General features: G+C 59.1%; 15 protein-coding genes. 8 read left to right on the plus strand and 7 right to left on the minus strand.

Annotation, left to right across the window (positions count from 1 at the left end; all coding sequences use genetic code 11):
- Positions 1-3 precede the first annotated feature (3 nt).
- Genes ACWGXE_RS21240 through ACWGXE_RS21250 form a run of 3 tightly spaced genes read left to right on the plus strand, consistent with a single transcriptional unit; the run spans position 4 to position 3,355 of the window.
- Positions 4-1,266 carry an NAD(P)/FAD-dependent oxidoreductase gene (locus ACWGXE_RS21240; protein WP_447600131.1) on the plus strand — a complete coding sequence of 421 codons (1,263 nt, stop codon included), beginning with the start codon at positions 4-6 and terminating at the stop codon, positions 1,264-1,266.
- The gene (locus tag ACWGXE_RS21245; RefSeq protein WP_447600132.1) at positions 1,263-2,054 is read left to right on the plus strand and encodes a DUF1365 domain-containing protein; all 792 of its coding nucleotides are present in this window, start codon (positions 1,263-1,265) and stop codon (positions 2,052-2,054) included. Before ACWGXE_RS21240 ends, ACWGXE_RS21245 begins: the two co-directional genes overlap by 4 nt.
- Entirely contained in the window at positions 2,051-3,355 is a 1,305-nt protein-coding gene (locus ACWGXE_RS21250) for a class I SAM-dependent methyltransferase (RefSeq protein WP_447600133.1), read from the plus strand. Before ACWGXE_RS21245 ends, ACWGXE_RS21250 begins: the two co-directional genes overlap by 4 nt.
- 17 nt (positions 3,356-3,372) lie before the next feature.
- Here the strand turns inward: ACWGXE_RS21250 and ACWGXE_RS21255 are convergent, their stop codons facing one another.
- The 5 genes from ACWGXE_RS21255 to ACWGXE_RS21275 all read right to left on the minus strand — a co-directional run bounded on the left by ACWGXE_RS21255 (position 3,373) and on the right by ACWGXE_RS21275 (position 9,874).
- Positions 3,373-3,726 carry a hypothetical protein gene (locus tag ACWGXE_RS21255; protein ID WP_447600134.1) on the minus strand — a complete coding sequence of 118 codons (354 nt, stop codon included), beginning with the start codon at positions 3,724-3,726 and terminating at the stop codon, positions 3,373-3,375.
- Positions 3,727-4,186: 460 nt separating this feature from the next.
- Positions 4,187-6,370, minus strand: a complete 2,184-nt coding sequence (locus ACWGXE_RS21260) for a transglutaminase TgpA family protein (RefSeq protein WP_447600135.1) — start codon at positions 6,368-6,370, stop codon at positions 4,187-4,189.
- A complete protein-coding gene (locus tag ACWGXE_RS21265; RefSeq protein WP_447600136.1) occupies positions 6,342-7,493 on the minus strand; it encodes a DUF58 domain-containing protein in 1,152 nt (383 codons plus the stop codon). Before ACWGXE_RS21265 ends, ACWGXE_RS21260 begins: the two co-directional genes overlap by 29 nt.
- Before the next feature lie 16 nt (positions 7,494-7,509).
- Positions 7,510-8,451 carry an AAA family ATPase gene (locus ACWGXE_RS21270; RefSeq protein WP_447600137.1) on the minus strand — a complete coding sequence of 314 codons (942 nt, stop codon included), beginning with the start codon at positions 8,449-8,451 and terminating at the stop codon, positions 7,510-7,512.
- Positions 8,452-8,590: 139 nt separating this feature from the next.
- Positions 8,591-9,874, minus strand: coding sequence for a hypothetical protein (locus ACWGXE_RS21275; RefSeq protein WP_447600138.1), 1,284 nt, complete (start codon positions 9,872-9,874; stop codon positions 8,591-8,593).
- A gap of 193 nt (positions 9,875-10,067) precedes the next feature.
- On the opposite strand from ACWGXE_RS21275, the gene ACWGXE_RS21280 reads away from it, so the two are divergent.
- The 3 genes from ACWGXE_RS21280 (at position 10,068) to ACWGXE_RS21290 (ending at position 12,464) form a co-directional block, all read left to right on the plus strand.
- The gene (locus tag ACWGXE_RS21280; protein ID WP_447600139.1) at positions 10,068-11,093 is read left to right on the plus strand and encodes a ChaN family lipoprotein; all 1,026 of its coding nucleotides are present in this window, start codon (positions 10,068-10,070) and stop codon (positions 11,091-11,093) included.
- Between the two features lie 144 nt (positions 11,094-11,237).
- Positions 11,238-12,122, plus strand: a complete 885-nt coding sequence (locus ACWGXE_RS21285; RefSeq protein ID WP_447600140.1) for a hypothetical protein — start codon at positions 11,238-11,240, stop codon at positions 12,120-12,122.
- A 165-nt stretch (positions 12,123-12,287) separates the two neighbouring features.
- Complete coding sequence (locus ACWGXE_RS21290) at positions 12,288-12,464, plus strand: hypothetical protein (protein WP_447600141.1); 177 nt, start codon at positions 12,288-12,290, stop codon at positions 12,462-12,464.
- A gap of 38 nt (positions 12,465-12,502) precedes the next feature.
- Here ACWGXE_RS21290 and ACWGXE_RS21295 read toward each other — a convergent pair whose 3' ends face one another.
- Positions 12,503-13,315: an arylesterase gene (locus ACWGXE_RS21295; protein WP_447600142.1), complete on the minus strand. Its 813-nt coding sequence runs from the start codon at positions 13,313-13,315 to the stop codon at positions 12,503-12,505.
- 67 nt (positions 13,316-13,382) lie between these two features.
- Here ACWGXE_RS21295 and ACWGXE_RS21300 point away from each other — a divergent pair, with 67 nt between their 5' ends.
- Both ACWGXE_RS21300 and ACWGXE_RS21305 read left to right on the plus strand, forming a co-directional pair.
- Positions 13,383-14,060 carry an ABC transporter ATP-binding protein gene (locus tag ACWGXE_RS21300; RefSeq protein WP_447600143.1) on the plus strand — a complete coding sequence of 226 codons (678 nt, stop codon included), beginning with the start codon at positions 13,383-13,385 and terminating at the stop codon, positions 14,058-14,060.
- Between the two features lie 5 nt (positions 14,061-14,065).
- Positions 14,066-16,747 carry an ABC transporter permease gene (locus ACWGXE_RS21305; protein WP_447600144.1) on the plus strand — a complete coding sequence of 894 codons (2,682 nt, stop codon included), beginning with the start codon at positions 14,066-14,068 and terminating at the stop codon, positions 16,745-16,747.
- A gap of 60 nt (positions 16,748-16,807) precedes the next feature.
- On the opposite strand, the gene ACWGXE_RS21310 is transcribed toward ACWGXE_RS21305, so the two are convergent.
- On the minus strand, positions 16,808-19,420 hold the full coding sequence (locus ACWGXE_RS21310) for a M1 family metallopeptidase (RefSeq protein ID WP_447600145.1): 2,613 nt from the start codon (positions 19,418-19,420) through the stop codon (positions 16,808-16,810).
- Between the last annotated feature and the right edge of the window lie 29 nt (positions 19,421-19,449).

Here is a 19,449-nt window from a genome sequence, read left to right on the forward strand (position 1 = left end):
CGCATGAACATCGCCATTGTAGGAACGGGTATCTCAGGGATGGTCTCCGCCTACCTCCTTCACCAGGATCACAACATCTCCGTTTTTGAGGCCGCGGACTACATCGGCGGGCATACCAATACGATCGACGTCACGCTGGACGGTCAGAACTACTCGGTGGATACCGGGTTCATCGTGTTCAACGACTGGACGTATCCGCATTTCGTCCGATTGTTGGACGAGCTCGGCGTCCCTTCGCAGCCAAGCGACATGAGCTTCAGCGTAAAGTGCGACGAGACGGGATTGGAGTATAACGGCACGAGTCTCAATACGCTGTTTGCCCAGCGCCGCAACCTGTTGCGTCCCTCTTTCTACCGCATGATCCGCGACATTCTTCGGTTCAATCGGGAAGCGCCGGACTTGCTGTCCGGATCGGAGCCAGGTCAGTCCCTCGGTTCCTATCTCGAACAGCACCGCTATTCGAAGGAATTCGTCCGAAATTACATCGTGCCGATGGGCGCGGCGATTTGGTCGGCGAGCCCTGCCACGATATGGGAATTTCCGGCACGCTACCTGGTCCAGTTCTTCAAGCATCACGGGATGCTCTCTGTCGATAACCGGCCGACGTGGCGGGTGATCACCGGGGGATCTCGGCGCTATGTCGACAAACTCGTACGGCCGTTTCGCGATCGGATTCTCTTGTCCACGCCCGTGTCGTCCATCGTCCGGCGGCCGGATTTGGTGGAGATCCGCGCAGTGCCCAAAGGAGGCGCCGCATGCACGTTCACCTTCGACGTGGTCGTCCTCGCTACGCACAGCGACCAGTCGCTGCGCCTGCTGGCCGATCCATCACCGGAGGAACGTGAGATTCTGGGGGCGATCTCATACCAGGAAAACGAGGCGGTCCTCCATATCGACTCGTCCCTGTTGCCCCGGCGTCGCCTTGCCTGGGCGGCTTGGAACTATCATCTACTGCCCATCCAGCCGGACCGCGCCGTCGTCACCTATCATATGAATCGGCTGCAGAGGCTGACAGCGCCGTACGAATTCTGTGTCACGCTGAACCATACGGATGCGATCGATCCGGCGAAGATCCTCCGGCGCATCACGTATCACCATCCACGGTACTCCCCCGCGGCCGTGGCGGCCGAGCGGCGGCGCGGCGACATCAGCGGCGTGAACCGCACCTATTACTGCGGAGCCTACTGGGGCTATGGATTCCATGAAGACGGCGTAAAAAGCGCGCTCGCCGTGCACCGATCGATCAAGGATGAGCGAACGTCATGAACAGCTGCCTATACATGGGCCACGTACGCCACCGTCGGTTCAGCCCGGTTGCTCACGCGTTCCGGTACGGGCTCTTCATGATGTACGTGGATCTCGCCGAGCTGCCCACGCTCTTTGCACGTCGTTGGTTCTGGTCCGTCGGACGTCGGAATGTGGCTTCGTTCAACCGAGCCGACCATGTCGGTGATCCGTCGACCCCCTTGGACGAGACGATCAGGACATTGGTGCAGGAACGAACGGGTCACGAGCCGGCCGGACCGATCCGACTGCTCACCCACTTCCGATACTTCGGGTACGTGTTCAATCCCGTCAGCTTTTATTTTTGTTACGACGAGACCGGAACCGTCGTCGAGGCCATCGTCGCCGAGATCACCAATACTCCGTGGGGAGAGCGGCATTGTTATGTGATGGGAGCAGACCAGCACGTTCCATCGGACGGACGCCGGCGATACTGCCTGAACAAAGTATTTCACATCTCCCCCTTCATGGACATGGATCTGACGTACGACTGGCGGTTCTCGCTGCCTGGGACCAGCCTGTCGATTCACATGGAGAATAGCCGTGCAGGCGCCACCGTCTTCGACGCCACGATGGTCCTGCGGCGGAAAGAACTCTCCGGTGGTGTCTTAGCGCGGGTTCTGTGCCGGTACCCAGCGATGACCGCCACCGTCATCGTCGCGATCTACTGGCAGGCGTTGAGCCTGTGGATGAAGGGCGTGCCCTTTCACCCGCATCCCAATCGGAACAAGGGGACGTCGCCAATGGTGACGAACGAGACACATCGATGACCGAGACGGGAAGTCCATTCGATGTCGTCTATGAAGGCGCCGCTGTGAGGGAAGCTCCGGCTCCGGCTTCCTTGTGCTGGGTCCAGCGGCTCGCCAAACGGATGGTATTCGGGCGACTGCAACGGCTGGAGCACGGCGCGATGACCGTCATCGATGGGATGGACCGAACGCAATTCGGGCATGCCCGGGATGCGACATCGCTCCGCGCCACCGTAACCGTGGTCGATCCCCAGACGTATCTGGACGTGGCATTGGGCGGCACGATTGGGGTGAGCAAGGCCTACCGATCGGGATTCTGGACCTGCGATGATCTCACCTCGCTGATCCGCATCTTCGTCCTCAACCGCGACCTCCTCAACGCGATGGAAGGGGGACTGGCTTCATTGTCCCGACTTTTGTTCAAGACCCTCCATTGGTGGAATCGGAATACCAAATCGGGCAGCCGCCGCAACATCGCGGCTCACTACGATCTTGGGAACGAATTCTTCCGGCTGATGCTCGGCGAGACGATGATGTATTCCTGCGGTTACTTTGAACGGGCGGATGCCACGCTTGCGGAGGCGTCGCGGGTTAAGAATGACTGCATCTGCCGCAAGCTGGAGTTGAGCCCTTCGGATCATCTGCTCGAAATCGGTACGGGTTGGGGCGGGTTCGCGATCCATGCCGCCCGGCACTATGGTTGCCGCGTCACGACGACGACCATCTCGCGGCAACAGTATGATGTCGCCGTCCGTCGTGCCGAGGAAGCCGGACTCAGCGACCGTGTGACGGTGCTTTTGCATGACTATCGTGAATTGCCTTCATTGGGCCGGCAATTCGACAAGCTCGTCTCAATCGAGATGGTCGAGGCGGTCGGTCACGAGTACTACGCCACGTTCTTCGACGTGTGCCGCCGGATGCTGAGGCGCGAGGGACTCATGCTCATCCAAGCCATCACGATGGACGAGCGGTTGTACGAGGGTGCGAAACGGTCGGTCGATTTCATCCAGCATGCGGTGTTTCCAGGGAGCTGCATTCCGTCCATCAGCACACTGATCCGGGCCTCGAGTGACGCCGGGCGGATGACTCTCGTCGACCTAAAAGACATCGGCGCCCACTATGCGCCCACGCTCCGGGCTTGGAGATGCAATGTGGTGCGCGCGCGTCAGGACATCGCCAAGCTTGGGTATCAGCCGGATTTTTTGCGACTTTGGGAGTTCTACCTCTGCTATTGCGAAGCGGGCTTCCTCGAACGTTCGATCAGCAACGTCCAACTCTTGTTCTCCCAGCCGGGGTGGCGGCCTGCGCCGGTCGGATGCTGACTCTGGTTACCTTCTCATCATCTTTCAATGAAGCTGGAGTTGTACGTGATGAAGTGGGTCTTGCGTAGCTCTGGTCGTGCGCCGACCGCGCTGCCGGGTTGCCTTCGAGCGATGATCCTGCGCGGTTGCCTCTTCAGTGTCGCCTTCCCGGCATGGTTGATGACGAGGTCGGCCTGGTTGGTGTGCTGGGGTTCGGCGAGAACCCCGCTCGAACCCGCTCTTCCCGCCTGGCTGCTGGTCATGTTGGCTGTCATGTGCCCAACAATCGCACTCGCTGCGGTCGGCTGGTCGGTAAGATAATCCTCGACCCAATAGAGCGTCCCCGTCGCGCTGAGCAGCAAAAAGCCCGGCTCACCGCTCTCGGACGGCATCGCGAACACCCGCTGCCCCGCGTATTCTGCCGGTCGGGTTCGGAACGAGGCTTGCAGTCCGTGGGTGTGAGGGGAGGATTGGCCGGGCCCCATGCGCTGGAGATCGCATAGCCGGGCGCGACGCCAGCGAACGCCGGCAGGTGAAAGCGACCATCCGCTTGACCGAGCGCTGCCCAATTGTCTGGCACCTCGACGCGTTGCAAAAGGCGACGGTTCCGTAAAGCGCCGAGTCTGGCGATTCCGTCGCCATCTGCTCGCACACCATGAATTGGATGAAGGGCAACGGGAGGGACGCTCCCTGAGTGGTGCCGCTGCTGTTGACTTCGCCGCCTGCGGCCCTTGGGATGTTTACGCCGGGGCCCTTATCACTGGTTTAGTAACTATACGGCCGACAAACCCTACGGTAACATTTCCCCGATGCACGGAAGTTGAGTCGGGTGAAGCCGCCCCCGCCAAGGATTTAGCGACCGGCTTTTTTGAGGGCGCCGAGTTCCCGCAGCAATCCCTCCGCTGCGAGCCGATCCTCCCGGGTCATCGGCATCTGTCCGAACCGCACGCGGCAATAGAGCTGTGTCAGCCGGCGAATGTGGGGAGCCCCCTCCGCCCACTGCTCCTCCACGTGCCGTACGAATTCCAACGGCGTATGGGTGGAAGCTTTATGAAGTCCGCGCGCTGCCGTGTGACGAAGCATGCGCGCATACCATTGAGCCGCGATCATCTGCTCTGTTGAATGAAGACCAAACCTGGACCTCGCCGCTCCGAATGTTTTTGCGACAACAGCAAGAAGCAAGAGGCCGCCCCCGATCAACAGGAGCATAACTGTGGCTTGTCCCGGGCCTGCGTGCGCGATCTTCGATAATCCTTCCCGAATCGATGTCACCAGCAAATTCAGCCGGATGGCCGAGCCGTCCGCGAACCGGCTGCGTAACGCCTCGCCGCCTTCTCGCACGCCCTGGATGACTGACAGTTGGTCGGCGGCGTTGTATTGAATGATGAATTGATCCCACCGCAAGCGCATCGAATCCATGGCGCTGTCCAGGGATTGCCACCAACGTACCGCCGAGTCGGCGGCTTGGGCGGGTGTGGGGTCGAAGGTGATCCACCCTGAGTTGGGGAAATAGACTTCTACCCAGGCATGCGCATCTCGCTGCCGGACCGTATAGTACCGGCCGAATCCGTTCCACTCGGAAGCCAAGAATCCCGTCACGAGCCGAGCCGGTATGCCCAAGGAGCGCAGCATCACGACCATGGCGGATGCATAGTGCTCGCAGTACCCGGTCTTTCGCGTAAATAGAAAATCCTCAATCGGATGCGGCGAGCGACCCGATTCCATATCGAGGCTGTACCGGTAATTCTCCAACAGATGCCGCTTGATGAGAAGCACGGACTCATGTGGAGTTCGTCCGGCCCGGATGATGTCCTGCGACAACCGTGCTATCGCAGGGCTGAGAGAGGGCAGTTGCAAATACTGCCGCCGTATGAATTCGGGGTGGTGGAATGTCGTCGTGGACGCGTCGGTAGGATGAATGAGAGGAGCGCGCGACCGAACGCTATATTGAATGCGGCTGGATGAAGAGAACGGCAGATACATGACGCCCATTAAATCGGATTGCACGGTCACGAAATCCCCGGTGATTGTCAGCGCCTGCGGGACACCGAAGAGCACCGAGATATCGAGCGCCTCCAATAGGATATGTTGCTCAATTTCCGGTGAGACGGGGGTAGGAGATCGGCCGCCGTCCGCGCGGACCGTGAACAGGCCTTGGGGTTTTTCAGTCAAATTGCGTCGATTGACCAGGCTGTTCGTCCATGAGGTTCCGTTATAGCGGTCATAGGCCATGCCTCGTAAATACAGCGGTCCGTTGGCCGGTGGAACTCCTTCGGTCAACTCAACCCGCATGACAATGCTGGGATCCTGCTTGACCGAGCCCATCACGCCGAGATCGACCTTTTCGGTGAATCCTGAGGTGCGGAGATTGTCGCCGGTCCCCTTTTGCAGGAAGCCGATGCCGACGCGGGGAATGATGAAAAAGATCGCAATGGTGAGGCATGCGGCGCCGGCTACCATGGCATTCGTAGCCCAAAAGAAGCGCGCCCTAATATGTTCGATCTGCTGCATGGACCCCGTTGAGATCCGACTCGTAAGGGCGGCCATATCATCTCGTTCCTTGGTGAGATGATAGAGCAGAAGAGTCCAGACTCCCGAGCAAAGATAGGCGAGAAGGAACGGGCCATACCAGATATGGACGGTCATGGCGGCGGAGGCCAGAACAGCCATGAGGCTGACGGCATAGAGATGAAGGAAGTCCCGGCGTTGGTGCAAATTGAAGAGCTTGTTCACCATCAAAACGATCAAGAAGTGGACGCCGGCGGGCAACAACTCTTGGGAGATCCACAAGAGATCGATCCAGAAGGCAACCAATCCGACCACCAGCAGGATATTCCACGTCACAGGGGAGAGCCGGAGGGTGGCAAGCCACGGCGCGCACCGAGGCGGGACCAATGTGTGCGCGAGACACAGAGCAATGGCGGCCCAGCCGAGCGACAACATCCAGACGGAGAGATCCGCCGCGAACGTCAGACCGCCGAACGCGGCGGCCGCCAACAGGATTGAACTAAGAGAAAAGGCCCGGGCGAGCGGCATAGGCCGGCAATCCTTGGTTGGTCGTGGTGATGATGCAGTCTGCCTCGTGGGGGCAGTTCATGAGGGTCCCCTTCGGGGTCCACGGCAGAACGGCCAACACGATGCCCGGGTCCGCGGCCTCGGAAGCGAGGTACGGTCGGACTCGATTGGATGGTGAGACACCGGGATCTTGGCGCTCGCAGGATGCGAGTGCTCGAAGAATACGAACATACTGCTCGGCTCCGGTGGCGGCGGGGATCTCCTCCTGCCCGATCACGGCACGCAGGACATAGCCGCACTCGTGAAAAAACGTCGCCAAGGCGGCCGTCACCGAGACCGCCTGTTCGAAAGCTGCGTCATCCACGGCCGGTGCGATGGTGGAAAGCAGGAGCGTCACGGCTCGTAGATCCTCCGCCTCGGTCTCTTTCAGCATGAGCTTGGAGGTGCGGGCCGTCGTCATCCAATGAATGGCTCGGGAATCGTCCCCAGGCCGATATTCGCGCAGATTATAGAGCGCCATGCCCGGCCCTCGACGCATCAAGGCCTGGTTCCGACCGAGCGCCGTCAGATTCTGGAGGATCGGAGAAGGCAGAGGGATGAGTTCGGGACACACGACGATGGTAGTCTCATCCGGATACAAGGCCTTCTTTTGAAAGAGTCCGAAGGGGAACAGCGTCGCGGCTCGGACGCCTTGTAGACAATAGCGGCCGCGCCGAGCGGCCTGGATCGTATACGTTGCGAGGGTTGACGCTTGGGGAGCCAACTCCGCGAGATGCGCCTCTCGATCGATCTCCTGCCCATTGACCACGTCGAAGATTCGAATCGAAAAACTCGGCAGGTATGCTTTCTGATTCGAGATTGTGATGGAGGCCCGAACCGGTTCGTTGGCGAAGATGTAGTCCGGCACATGGCGCCGGAACACGAGGCCACGAAGACAGAGTTCCGATAACAGGCCGGAGAGCATGATCACGCTCAGCATCATGGCCAGCAGCAAATAGAACAGATTGTTGCCCGTATTGATCGCCGCGATTCCCACCGCCAGCGCGAACAGCAGAAAGCGCGTCCCTTCCGATGTCAGTCTGGTGGAACGGCGACCTGACAGGCCTCGAAAGCGATTGACAACGGACCGTGGGAAGTCGGCCAAGATAGCCCTCGTCCGGTCAGACGGGAACCGGAAGGCTCTCGAGGAGGTCATGAATCGTCTGTTCGGCTTGTTCGAAGGCGCGGGGTCGTATGCCGCGGGAGGCGTTCAGCATGATGCGATGGGAGATCACGACCGGGGCCAATTCTTTGATGTCGTCGGGCAGGCAATAATCGCGATGGCGAACGAGCGCCAGCGCTTTGGCGGCCTTGCCCAACGCAAGTGTCCCTCTGGTACTCGCTCCGAGCATGAACAGTTCGCTCTGTCTGGTGGCCAGCACGATCGAGAGAAGATACTCCATCAAACTATCTTCCATCCGGACCTTTTCGACCTGGGCTTGGAGATCGAGAACGTCTTGCGCCGTCAGCACCGGCTGGATTTCGTCGGCCGGATGCAGCAATTGAGGGCGATCGAGCACCTTCTTCTCGTCTTCCCGCGCCGGATACCCGATTTTCAGCCGCATGAGAAACCGATCTAGCTGGGATTCGGGAAGCGGAAACGTGCCGTGATATTCAGCCGGATTCTGTGTCGCGATCACCATAAACGGCTGGGTCAACGGATAGGTCTGATTCTCGACGGAGATCTGAGCTTCGCTCATGGCCTCCAACAGACTGCTCTGTGTCTTGGGCGTCGTGCGATTGATTTCATCCGCGAGGACGACGTTGGCGAAAATAGGCCCCGGCATGAATTCAAACGCCTGCTTCTGTCGATTGAACATCGAGATGCCGACGATATCGGACGGAAGGAGGTCGCTGGTGAACTGGATGCGCTTAAAGGAGCAATCCAGCGAGCGCGCCAATGCATGGGCTAAGGTCGTTTTTCCCACCCCGGGCACGTCTTCAATGAGCAAGTGACCGCGGGCAAGCAGACAGACGATCGCCATCTCAATGACCCGGGGCTTCCCCTTGATCACTTTGGCAATGTTGTCTTGCAGTGCCTGAATCGATTGTGCAGCGTTCACGATGGGATGGCTATTGAAAGGAGGCCAAGTTCCGCACCTGGCAGGCTATGGCGGAAGTCTAACAGAGGGGTCCCAGACGGTCAATTTTTCACGTGTTTCTGAACGCGGCGAGCGACTGAAGAATGCCAGACGGCGCTCTTCAGATCGATGGAGACTGGGAAAATTCCGGAATGAGCGTCACGAGCCACGGAGGCGTTTCCTCGGTCATACGGTCGAAGAGTCTTGCCGTGCTGCTGGCGGGCATGCCTGGAAAGACGGCGCCGCGGCGGATCGTCACATGGCGAAATCGGAGATACCCGTGCCGGCTCCCGCCGGTCGTTGAACCAACAGGAATGGCGTGCCGCAGCTCCGCGATCTCGCCGAGATCGAGCCCGCTTCCGACCGGCAGCTCCGACAAGCGCCGATACACCTCGCCAAATGCCTCGGCCAGGTTCTGATGCGTGAACAATTTATCGGCCGGCCTGGCGCGCGAATCTTCTAGCAACTGCGCGAGCGTTTCCCAAAACACCTGAGAATCGACGGCTCCCAATATGCAAAGGCTGCCGCGCATGGCCATGAGTTGCAACAGGGAGAGCGGACCTCTTATGTCGAATTTCCATGGGGGGAACAGCAGGAAACGGGTCTGGTGGTGCACCTCCAATGCCGGTTCTCCGTCGATGCGCACCGGACGAAAGTCGCCCTTGGTCCGGCGCAGATCATCTTGAATGACGGAATCGGAGAGCCGCGACGGCTCATAGGCGAAGGTGGGCGTGGCAGGCGCCCAACAGGTCACAATATCGTACTGCGGCGCAAGGACCTGCGTACGGTCTAGCTCATCAAGATCAAACATGTCCCGGTCGCCGACGTAGCGAAATTCGAGATCCGGGTTCGCGCGGAGGCCTGCCAACCGCGAGGGATCCGGATGCAGCGGGCCGCCGAGCCGGGATGAGGGGTCGATGCGATCGATGCAGTGAAGAACGAGCGGCGCCAGGCGCTGTGACAGCAGAGGCCCATAATGAGCCGCCAATTCATGGGCGAAGGACAGATCACCGGCCCCCAGATCGAGCAGAGAGCTGCTCTGTGACCGGAGCAGCAGATCGAAGGGATTGGCGAGTTCCCGGACGAGCGCTTCCACCTCTGAAGGAATCAGTAGGCACGGCGTTGTGTCTTGCCGAGACACGAGATTGAATAGCAGACAGAGGGCTCTGACCGCTTTGGTCAGGGGCAGTCCGGTGAGCTGTTTCAGCTGTTCCCCGGCGAGGTCCTTGGACCTGGTCCCGTGCCCGCCGGCGAGCGCGAGGGTCACCGCCTCTTTGAGGGACTCAGGCCAAGGCGAGGCGGACACCGTTTCGCATAATTGTTGCAAAGTTGTGGGAAGTCGAGCTGGCTCGACAAGGCGGCGTGAGGCCTCCCATGCCTTTCCTCCGTCCGATCGTGCCGCCATGACCTTCCGGCGGAACTCGGCCAGTTCGACCGGTGTTAAAGTATTGAGACTCATCAATAGGGCGACACGATGGTGGCCGCGACCGGGCCAATAAGAAATATGCCTTCACTATATAAGGAGGCACAGTAATGGGCCTGCACTGGGAGAGTCAAGGCAGCTTGCCGGTGACCAAGGGCTATGTTAGGTACTGATCATGACTGTCCTCGCACACATTCTTCGGCGAGCCCTGGTCTGGCGATGCGTGATCCTGTTCTACATTCTTTACGGCTTCATCGCAGCGCCGGCCTGCCGGTCGCTGGAAGCTTCCCCTGCCACACCTAATCCAATCTCGGCCGATCGTGAATGGAAGGAATGGGATGTGCTGGACAGCCGGCTCGGCGCCCCGGTGAAATTTGATCAATGGCTCGACCGCCTGTCCAACTACGACATTGTGTACGTGGGCGAGGAACATCACAATCGTTTCCATATCGAGGCCGCCCTGAAGATTCTTCGCTCGCTCGTGGACCGGAATGGACACCCGACGCTCGCTCTTGAGATGTTTGGCTGGGACGGACAGGCAGCAGTGGACCGATATGTGCACGGAAAATACAACGAGGCGAGCCAGGCTGATTTCCTCGCGCAGTCTCGCTGGACTCAAAATTGGGGTGGGTCGTTCGAAGATTATGCGCCGTTGCTGGAGTTCGCCCGCGAGCATCATCTAGCCGTCCAGGCAATGAATCCTCCGAAGTCGGTGGTCCGGAGCGTGGCCAAGAAGGGTTTGGTCGGCGTCAAGAGTGACCCGGAATGGAGCCACTGGGGGTTGGATAAGGAGACAATCGTCGATGATCCCCTCTATCGACACAAAATCCTTGACCAACTCCAGGAGTGTCATGGAGGTGGGGCCCCGGCGGACTACCAGACGATGTACGAAGCTTCCATGGTCCGGGATGAAGCCATGGCCAAAACCCTCGTGGACGCGTTGGGATCCTCCCGCTCGCGTGGGTCCAATCGCGGACCGATCGTGAGCTATACCGGCGGGGGGCATATTCAATACAACTTGCCTGTTCCCAAGCGAGTGGCTCGGCGTCTGTCGGGTGATGTGAAACAGGTCACGATCTATCTGACGTCATTCGAGCCGTCCCGGAAAGCCGAGTTGCTACAGTCCATGGAGGAAGGCCTTGCCGATTACCTCTGGCTGACTCCGTTGGGCGCACAAGGTCCGCCACGCCGCTGCCGTTAGCCCGTTCGATAACCAGCTTCACATGATACCGGCTTCCAGGTGGCGGATGACATTGTGCGAGAAACTTGACAGGTTCACGGTGCGACGGCAGACTACAATCGACATGTCAGCGCAGCCGCAGTAATTCGTGCCGGGTGTCTCTAGATGAAGGGTAAAATCGCCTGCTCCGCCGATCGGCTCGGATTATTGGAGCCGGCCATGATTCAGTCAGTCGTTGAATCGAACGCCTTCCATATCGGCAAGCAGTACAGCTCCGAAAATCGGGTCAGAATCATCGATGCCAATGAGGTACATCTCACCGCGGCGGTCATGGGAAACTCCGGATTGTACGAGCAGGCGATCCAATTGCGGGACGGATTCTTGGAAGCACGATGCAGTTGCACATTGTCCGAACAACCCTTGTGCCGGCATGGCGTGGCCGCGCTGCTGGAATATCATCGGTGGTCGAAACCGCGGCCGGTGCCGAAGACTCACGAACCGAAGGCGTCCGCGGCCGTCCAAAATGAAGAGCATGAAGCTCCGTCGAGTCGCTCGACGGATGTCCGGCTTGGGGAGCTGACGATCTTTATCGAGTGGATGCAGCAGGCGGTGCGTGCAATTGAGCGGGGCGCTGCGGTTCCCGACCAGCCTGCCACGGCGACGGGCGAAGTAGCGTCGTGGATGCGGTTTATCCGCAATCTCGACGATCGGCGCCGCGAGGGTGAGGAGATTCAGGTCGGGCTCGAGACGGAACTACAAAGCCGGGAAGCGGCTTTGGCCCGGCTCACGCAGCAGCTGGAAGCATCGCTCGATGAGTCCAAGGCCATGCAAGTGACGTGTCGAGATTTGCGGCGGGACCTGGCCTCTTATAAGAGTCAGCTCGGGAAGACGGGAGACCTGTCTCGCCAGTTTGAGAATCTCGATGCGGAGATGCGGGTCATCGCCGGCGATCTGGCTGACAAAAGCGAGAAGCTGGCATCGCTGGCCGCGACGATCAAAAAAGTCATCGTCGCACTGCGGGCCATGGATAAGCGGGAAGCTTCGCACTAGCATTTACTCCGTCGTCCCCAGTCGTCGAAGCTCTACTCTCCTTCCTTGCAATCCTCCGCCGGTGGAATTTTAAGGCACCAGCCTCTTGCGCCGGCCTAATCCCGTTGAGTAGAATGCAATCTTATTTTGGTCTGTCTACAGTTTTTGCTACAAGGGGGTGTAAGGATGAATAGGTTGATGGCGGCATTTTTCGGGCTAGCGGCAATCTTGGGACCGTCCGTGGCCTTTGCCAATGTGAGTGAAGGGCCCGTCGACTACAGCGGCATCACGGGCATGTACTACACGTTGATCGGGATCATCCTGGCCTACGGCGTCTACGATACTTTCTTCAAAAAGAGCTGAACCTTCCCTGCTCCTTTCCCCATCAGCGCTTGTCCCCTTCAAAGGCCGGATGGGCGCTGGTCGGTCTTTGTGTGCCCTGCTCCCTTGCCACCTGTTATCGGGCGGTCAAGCAGCGGTTCCAATGTCCGCAGCACATTCTCGACTACAATCCGGTATCCCTCACCGGTCGGGTGAATGCCGTCCGGTTGATTAAGCCGACGATCACCGCCGACGCCGTCTAGCAGAAAAGGAATCAGAGGAAGACCATGGCGTCTCGACAGATCCCGGTACATGGATTCGAAACGGGTCGTGTAGTCCGCCCCATAGTTGGGAGGCAGTTTCATGCCGGCCAGAACGACGATGATGCCGGCTTGTTTCAAGCGGGCGATGATAGCATCGAGATTCGCGCGGCTTTGCTCCATGTCGAGGCCTCTAAGGCCGTCATTGCCGCCGAGTTCGAGGATGACGATGTGCGGGTTGCCGTTCAAAATCCATGAGATTCGACGAACTCCGCCGGCCGTGGTGTCGCCGCTGACTCCCGCATTCACGACATGATAGCGATATCCCAAAGTATCGAGGCGACGTTGCAGTTGCGCCGGATAGGCATCCTGGGGGGCAACGCCGAACCCCGCCGTCAGACTATCACCAAAAGCGACAATCCTTGGTAGAGTATCTTTCTGCGCTTCGACAGGACGGGGCATGTCGGATGAGCGAGCCGGCTCGGCATCGGCCACGGTCCGCCCGGCGTGAATGTCGGCGGAGGCATCGCTTCTCTGGTGAGGCGACTCCTCATCGCAGGCCGCTATGGCGCAGCCGAAGATAATGGGAATGAGCAACCATAATCGAGTCCGGTGAGAGCGCCCGTTCATCATGAACATCATGTACCCAGTATAATATGAACAGCGGCGTCGTAGTCGAGGGGAGGAAAATACCAACAACATGATCGCCATCAACAATGTCACGATGCGTCTGACGGCCGGCGGGCATGCCATCAGTATTCTTGATGAGATCACACTTACCATCGAAGAGAAGCAACGCGTGGCCATCGTGGGTCCGTCGGGAAGCGGCAAGTCCACGCTGTTGGGACTCATCGCGGGGCTCGATCGTCCCACGTCCGGCTCCATCGTCATCGACGGCACGGACATCACGAAATTATCGGAAAACGTGATGGCCCGCTATCGTCGAAGAAAAATCGGGTATATTTTTCAATCCTTCCATCTCATTCCGACGTTGACCGCCGTGGAGAACGTCACCGTACCGCTCGAATTGGCCGGTGATGCCGATGCAAGGAAACAAGCCCATCAGTTGCTTAATTCAGTCGGGCTGCGAGAGCGCCTCGACCATTATCCCGTCCAACTCTCCGGCGGAGAACAGCAACGGGTGGCGATCGCGAGGGCCTTCGCATGCCGCCCGCCCATCCTGCTCGCAGATGAGCCAACCGGCAATCTGGACACGGTGACCGGCCGGCAAGTGATCGACCTTTTGGAAGGTATGCATCGGGATTATGGAACCACACTGGTGCTGGTGACACATGACCAGTCGCTGGCGAGTCGGATGGAGCGCGTCATCATGTTGCGGGACGGAAAGGTCGAGTCCGATTCCATGGTTCAGCCGTAACTCCTATGAATCAAGTACAAACCTTCTCCTTGAGAATGGCGTGGCGTGAGACGAGGGCGGCCTGGCGGCATTTTCTGTATTTCCTCGCCTGCATCGCCGTGGGAGTCGGAGGGCTCGTGGCGGTGTCGCTGTTCGGCGTCAACGTCGAGCAAGCGGTCACGCGGGAAGCACGCGGCCTCTTGGGTGGCGACATTGAGATCAGGCTTTCGCATCAGCCCGGCGAGCGGGCGACAGAGGTCCTCCTATCTCTGGAAAAGCGAGGGGTCACCGTCAATCATGCCAGTGAACTCGCGGCGATGGTTTCCACAGGCGGGACGGAACGAGCGAGCGACCGCGCCAGGACACTCTTGGTCGAACTAAAGGCGGTGGAAGCCGGGTATCCGCTCTATGGTGTGTTGGCCCATAGTCCTGAAGCGCCCCTTGCTTCGCTCTTGGAAGCGAAGCGCTTGGAAGGCTGCCTGCCGACCTGCTACGGCGCGCTGGTTCAGGAGTCCTTTCTGATTCAGATGGGCATGCAGCGCGGGGCGCGCATTAAAATCGGCGAAGCGGTCTTCGTCATCACCGGCGTGATTCAGAAAGAACCGGACCGCATGGCGAACATGTTCAGCATCGGGCCCAGGGTACTTATTTCTCAAGAGGGGCTGGCGGCCGCGGAGCTCGTGAAGCCGGGCAGTCGGGTGCGCGAACGGTTTCTCCTGCGATTGCCATCCTCGATCGAAATCACTCCGATCCAGCATGAACTGCGCGGCCGTTTGGGCGGGGAATCGGCTCGCGTCTCGTCCTATCGGGAAGCGCAGCCGCAACTCAAGCAATTCCTGGATCAGCTTTCACAGTATCTCGGATTGGTCGGGCTGACCGCCTTGTTCGTAGGCGGAATCGGCGTAGCTGCCTCGGTCCAGTCGTTTCTGCGAGAAAAATTGCAGAGCATTGCCGTCTTGAAGATCTTAGGCGCGGATACGGCCACGATCATTCTCACTTACCTGGGGCAGGCGCTTGGGCTCGGTTTGGTCGGGAGCTTGGCGGGAGTCTTGGTAGGACTCGGGCTTCAAAGTGTCCTGCCGATGGCTGTGTCGCAGTTGATCGAGGTCAATATTTTAGACCAGGTGCAATTTTCCTCCTCGATCAGCCGAGCATCGCTGCTGCCGATCATCAAAGGTATTGGCCTTGGCCTGCTCACGACATTGCTGTTCAGCCTGTGGCCGTTGCTTGCTATTCGCGCCATTAAACCTGCCGCGATTTTTCGCCGTGATGTCGAGGGAATCGGAGGGGCGGCACAACGTCGGGCACTCTCGTTGTCTGCATGCTGGAAGGCGGTCATGGTGCGTGATCGTCCGCGCCTGATCGCCGCCCTCTGTATCGCCGCCGGACTCGCCGGTCTCTCCATATGGCAGGCCGGCAGCGTCAAGGTAGGCGCACTCTTCATCGCCGGACTGCTCGTAGCCGTACTATTGTTGATTCTTGCGTCCCAGGCGATGTTGTCCTTCCTCCGGCGTCTTCCTGCCTCACCGTCGATCACGGTGCGGCAGGCCGTCGGCAATATCATCAGGCCGGGAAGCCAGACACTCATCGTGATGATGTCGATCGGTGTCGGAGTGATGGTGATGGTGACGATCGGCATGGTCGAGCACTCACTGGTCAACCGGGTCCAGGATAACCGGCCGACGGATGCGCCGACCTTTTTTTTCATCGATATCCAACCGGATCAAGCGGACTCCTTCAGAGGCCTGTTGCATAAGGAAACGGGAGAGTTGTCTCCGGCTCTGACACCTCTTGTCCGGTCCCGCTTGCGGGCCATCAACGGCCAGGTGGTCACCGCCGACATCGATCCCGAGGCGCAAGACGACGCAAAAAGAGAAGACAGGCGGAAGAACTGGTACTTGACCCGCGAATACGTGCTGACATTTTTAGACCAGCCCCCGAAGGACAATCTCATTGTGAAGGGAACGTGGTGGGAGCCGGGACAACAATTTACGGAACCTCTGCTCTCCATTGAAGAGGAGGCGGCCAAGCATCTCGGCTTGGACATCGGGTCTTCGGTTGAATTGGAGATCCAAGGTGTGACCCTCAAAGCGAGAATCAGCAGCATCAGGAAAGTGGAATGGGGCAATTTTTCGACAAACTTCTACATGATTGTCTCGCCCGGCGCCTTGGATGGAGCGCCGTTTACCTATGTGGCCACGGTTCGTGTCCCGCCGGCTGAGGAAGCATCGTTGCAGCGCGAGGTCGTCGCCGCGTTCCCCAACGTGACGGCCGTGAACATCGGCGACGTCTTAGACAGCTTTGCCCGCATTCTGGATCGCTTGTCGTTGGCGGTGCGCGCGGTCGCGCTCTTTTGTATCCTGGCCGGGGCCTTGGTCATGGCGACGACGCTCAGCGCCACGCGCTATCGGAGGCTTTATGAGTCCGTGATCCTGAAAGCGCTGGGTGCAACGAGGGGAATGATCGCTCGATCGTTCGCCGTGGAATATGTGATTCTGGGATTGGTCGCCGGCTGTATCGGGGTGCTGTTGGCCGGCGGTCTTTCTTGGGCGGTGTTGCGATTCATCCTCGACTTACCGTGGTCTGCTCAGCCGAGGGTGCTGTTCACCGGACTTGGTTTGACTGTTTTGCTCACCTTGCTGGTCGGATTCCTCAGTACGTTCCGAATTTTGGGACAACGGCCACTGGCGGTCTTGCGGCATGAGTAATCCGGGGGCCGAATCCATCCGGCGCTTTTCGGCGATTGTCGTGTTCGAATTGTCTGCACGTTATGTGGCAAGTTGTGTTTGTGTTCCACCCAGATAGTCACGGACCGCGCCGAGCGACTGCTCGCGGAACGCCACCACGATCTGCAATTGCTCAAGATACTGCTGCAAGGTTTTGCCCCCCAAGTCGATTTTCTTTGAGGCGAAAAATTCCTGCACCTCCTGTTGCAGTTCCCGAGTGGCCAGGCCCACGATGCCGCCGCACATGCGGCGGAGGCCGTTCTTGGGAAAGCGACGATCCATTTCCTCCCAATGTTTCTTTACAAAGGCCCAGGCTATCGTGCGGCCGTACACATTATGGAGCAGGGCGCTCACGACCATGGGCGCGTCCTGCGTCCGAATCTCTCCATTGAGGGTCTTCTCCAACGTCCGCTTAAGGAGGTCGGGCGATCGAAAGGCCGCCAACGCATAGAGAAAGCGCCGCTCTTCCTGCGGGGTGGCGGCTTTACGGAACCGGTGGAGGAACTCCTCATAACGAGCCTCATCGCCCGTAAAGGCGAGAATCGACACGAGCGCCGGAAGAAGGTTCGGATCGACGGTACCGGGATGATCCTGTTCGGCACTGTAGAGTTGCGCCGCTTCGCGTTGCGTGTCGGAATGATTGCCCAAGGTGCCGAGGGCGCGAAGAATATTGCTGCGCAACTCCTTCACCAAATCCCCCTCATTGTGACGAGGCGCCCATCCCAGCTCGTCCGCCGCCGAGAGGAGTCGGTCGCGCACGAACCGTTGGAGCAGCGGCCTCTCGTCTGCCGGCAATACCCGGTCCAACGTTGAAAAGGACCCGAGCAACACGGCCCAGACGTTATGGTCCCGCTCGCCTTTGAAGTGTGCGGTGAGTGATAAATATTGTGCCGGCGGCAGCATGCGCGCGAGCGTCGAGGCCCACATGTCGTTGGCAAGGTTGAACCGTTCGACCGCGGTCAGTCGCGCCAATCCATCCCGTTCGAGACGATCGAGAAGCTCGGGCCCATATCGGACGCGATAGAAGCCATGACCCCCTTCATTCAGGATCACGGAGGTCCACTGATCAGGAAGTCGCATGACAGTTTCCCGCCCGGTAAGCAGTACACGCTGCGTCTCCGTCCGATCCCCGCTCATGATTTTTAATTGAATCGGGACCTGCCACTCCTGATGGTTCGACTCCGGCCCGGCATCATCGGCGAGCGACGTGGACAGATAGGTGAATCGCTGCTGCGAAATCCTGATCTCTGATGGGCCGGCAAGATTCGCGGAAATCAGCGGATACCCCGGAGAAAAGATCCAGCGGTCGAGGAGTTGGGGAATATCGTGATTCGCCGCTCCGGCCATCGAGATCCAGAGATCGTTCGTATCCGCGTTGCCGTATGCATGGGCGCGAAGATACCGCCGCACCCCCTCACGAAACGTATCCGGCCCGATATATTGCTCCAGCATGCGAAGCACGGACGCGCCTTTCTCATAGGTCAGGACGTCGAACATTGCATCGGCATCCTTCGGAGCCAAGACGGGATACTCGATGGGTCTGGTGCTGTGCAGCCCATCTACGGATAAAGCCGCAGCGCGCGAGACGCCGAACGCCGTCCACCGTTCCCACTCCGGCTTCCAACTATCCACGGCCAGCATTTCCATAAAGGTGGCGAAGGCTTCATTCAGCCAGAGGCCGTTCCACCAGGACATGGTCACCAGGTCGCCGAACCACATGTGGGCGTTTTCGTGCGCGACCACATCCGCAACTCGTTCACGTTCCGAGCGCGTGGCCCGTTGAGCGTCGACCAGCAGCGCCGTCTCGCGGAATGTGATTGCGCCGAAATTTTCCATGGCGCCGGAGGCAAAGTCCGGGATGGCGATCAAGTCGAGTTTGTCCCCGGGATAGGGAATGCCGTAGTAGCTCGAAAAGAACGACAGCGAATAAGCGGCAATGTCGAGGCCAAAGGCGGCCAAATGCTGCTTGCCCGGCACCGTCCAGATGCGGATCGGCGTTGTCCCGACCAGGACGGGCTTGGTCCCTTCCATTCGTCCGACGATCAAGGCGACGAGATATGTAGACATTGTTATCGTATCGGCAAAGGTGACGACTTTCTTTCCGTCCTTAATCTCATCCGAACGCACGGCGGAATTGGAGAGAGCGGTTAAGACCGGATCGACGGCCAACGTCACGGCAAATACGGCTTTGAAGTCGGGCTCGTCCCAGCAGGGAAAGGCGCGGCGGGCGTCGGTCGCTTCAAACTGTGTCGCTGCCATGGTCTGCTTGATTCCATCGGCATCAGTGTAGGTGCTACGATAAAAACCGCGCAGCTTGTCGTTGAGCGTGCCCTTGAACGTGAGCGTGAGGCGCCAACTGCCCGAAACGAGCGGAGTGGGAAAATGAATCGTGCAGCGCTCCCTCTCGGGCTGAAGGGCGATATGTCCCTTCTGCTGAACACCGGCCGGGCCGTCGATTAAGGCGGTGAAAATGTCCAGTTCGGCGGCATTGAGCACGATTTCCGACGTGTCCTGCTTTACTTGGAGGCTGATGGTTTCGTGCCCGGAAAAAGTCCTGGCATGGAGATCCGGTTCGAGATGCAGGTCATAGCGACTTGGAACAACATGGCGCGGCAGCCGGTACGGATCGTGGGCGATTGGAGGATGATCGGTCATGGTCGGTTCTCTCGTAGTGTGAGTGTATG

This window comes from Nitrospira sp. Nam80, assembly GCF_965152575.1.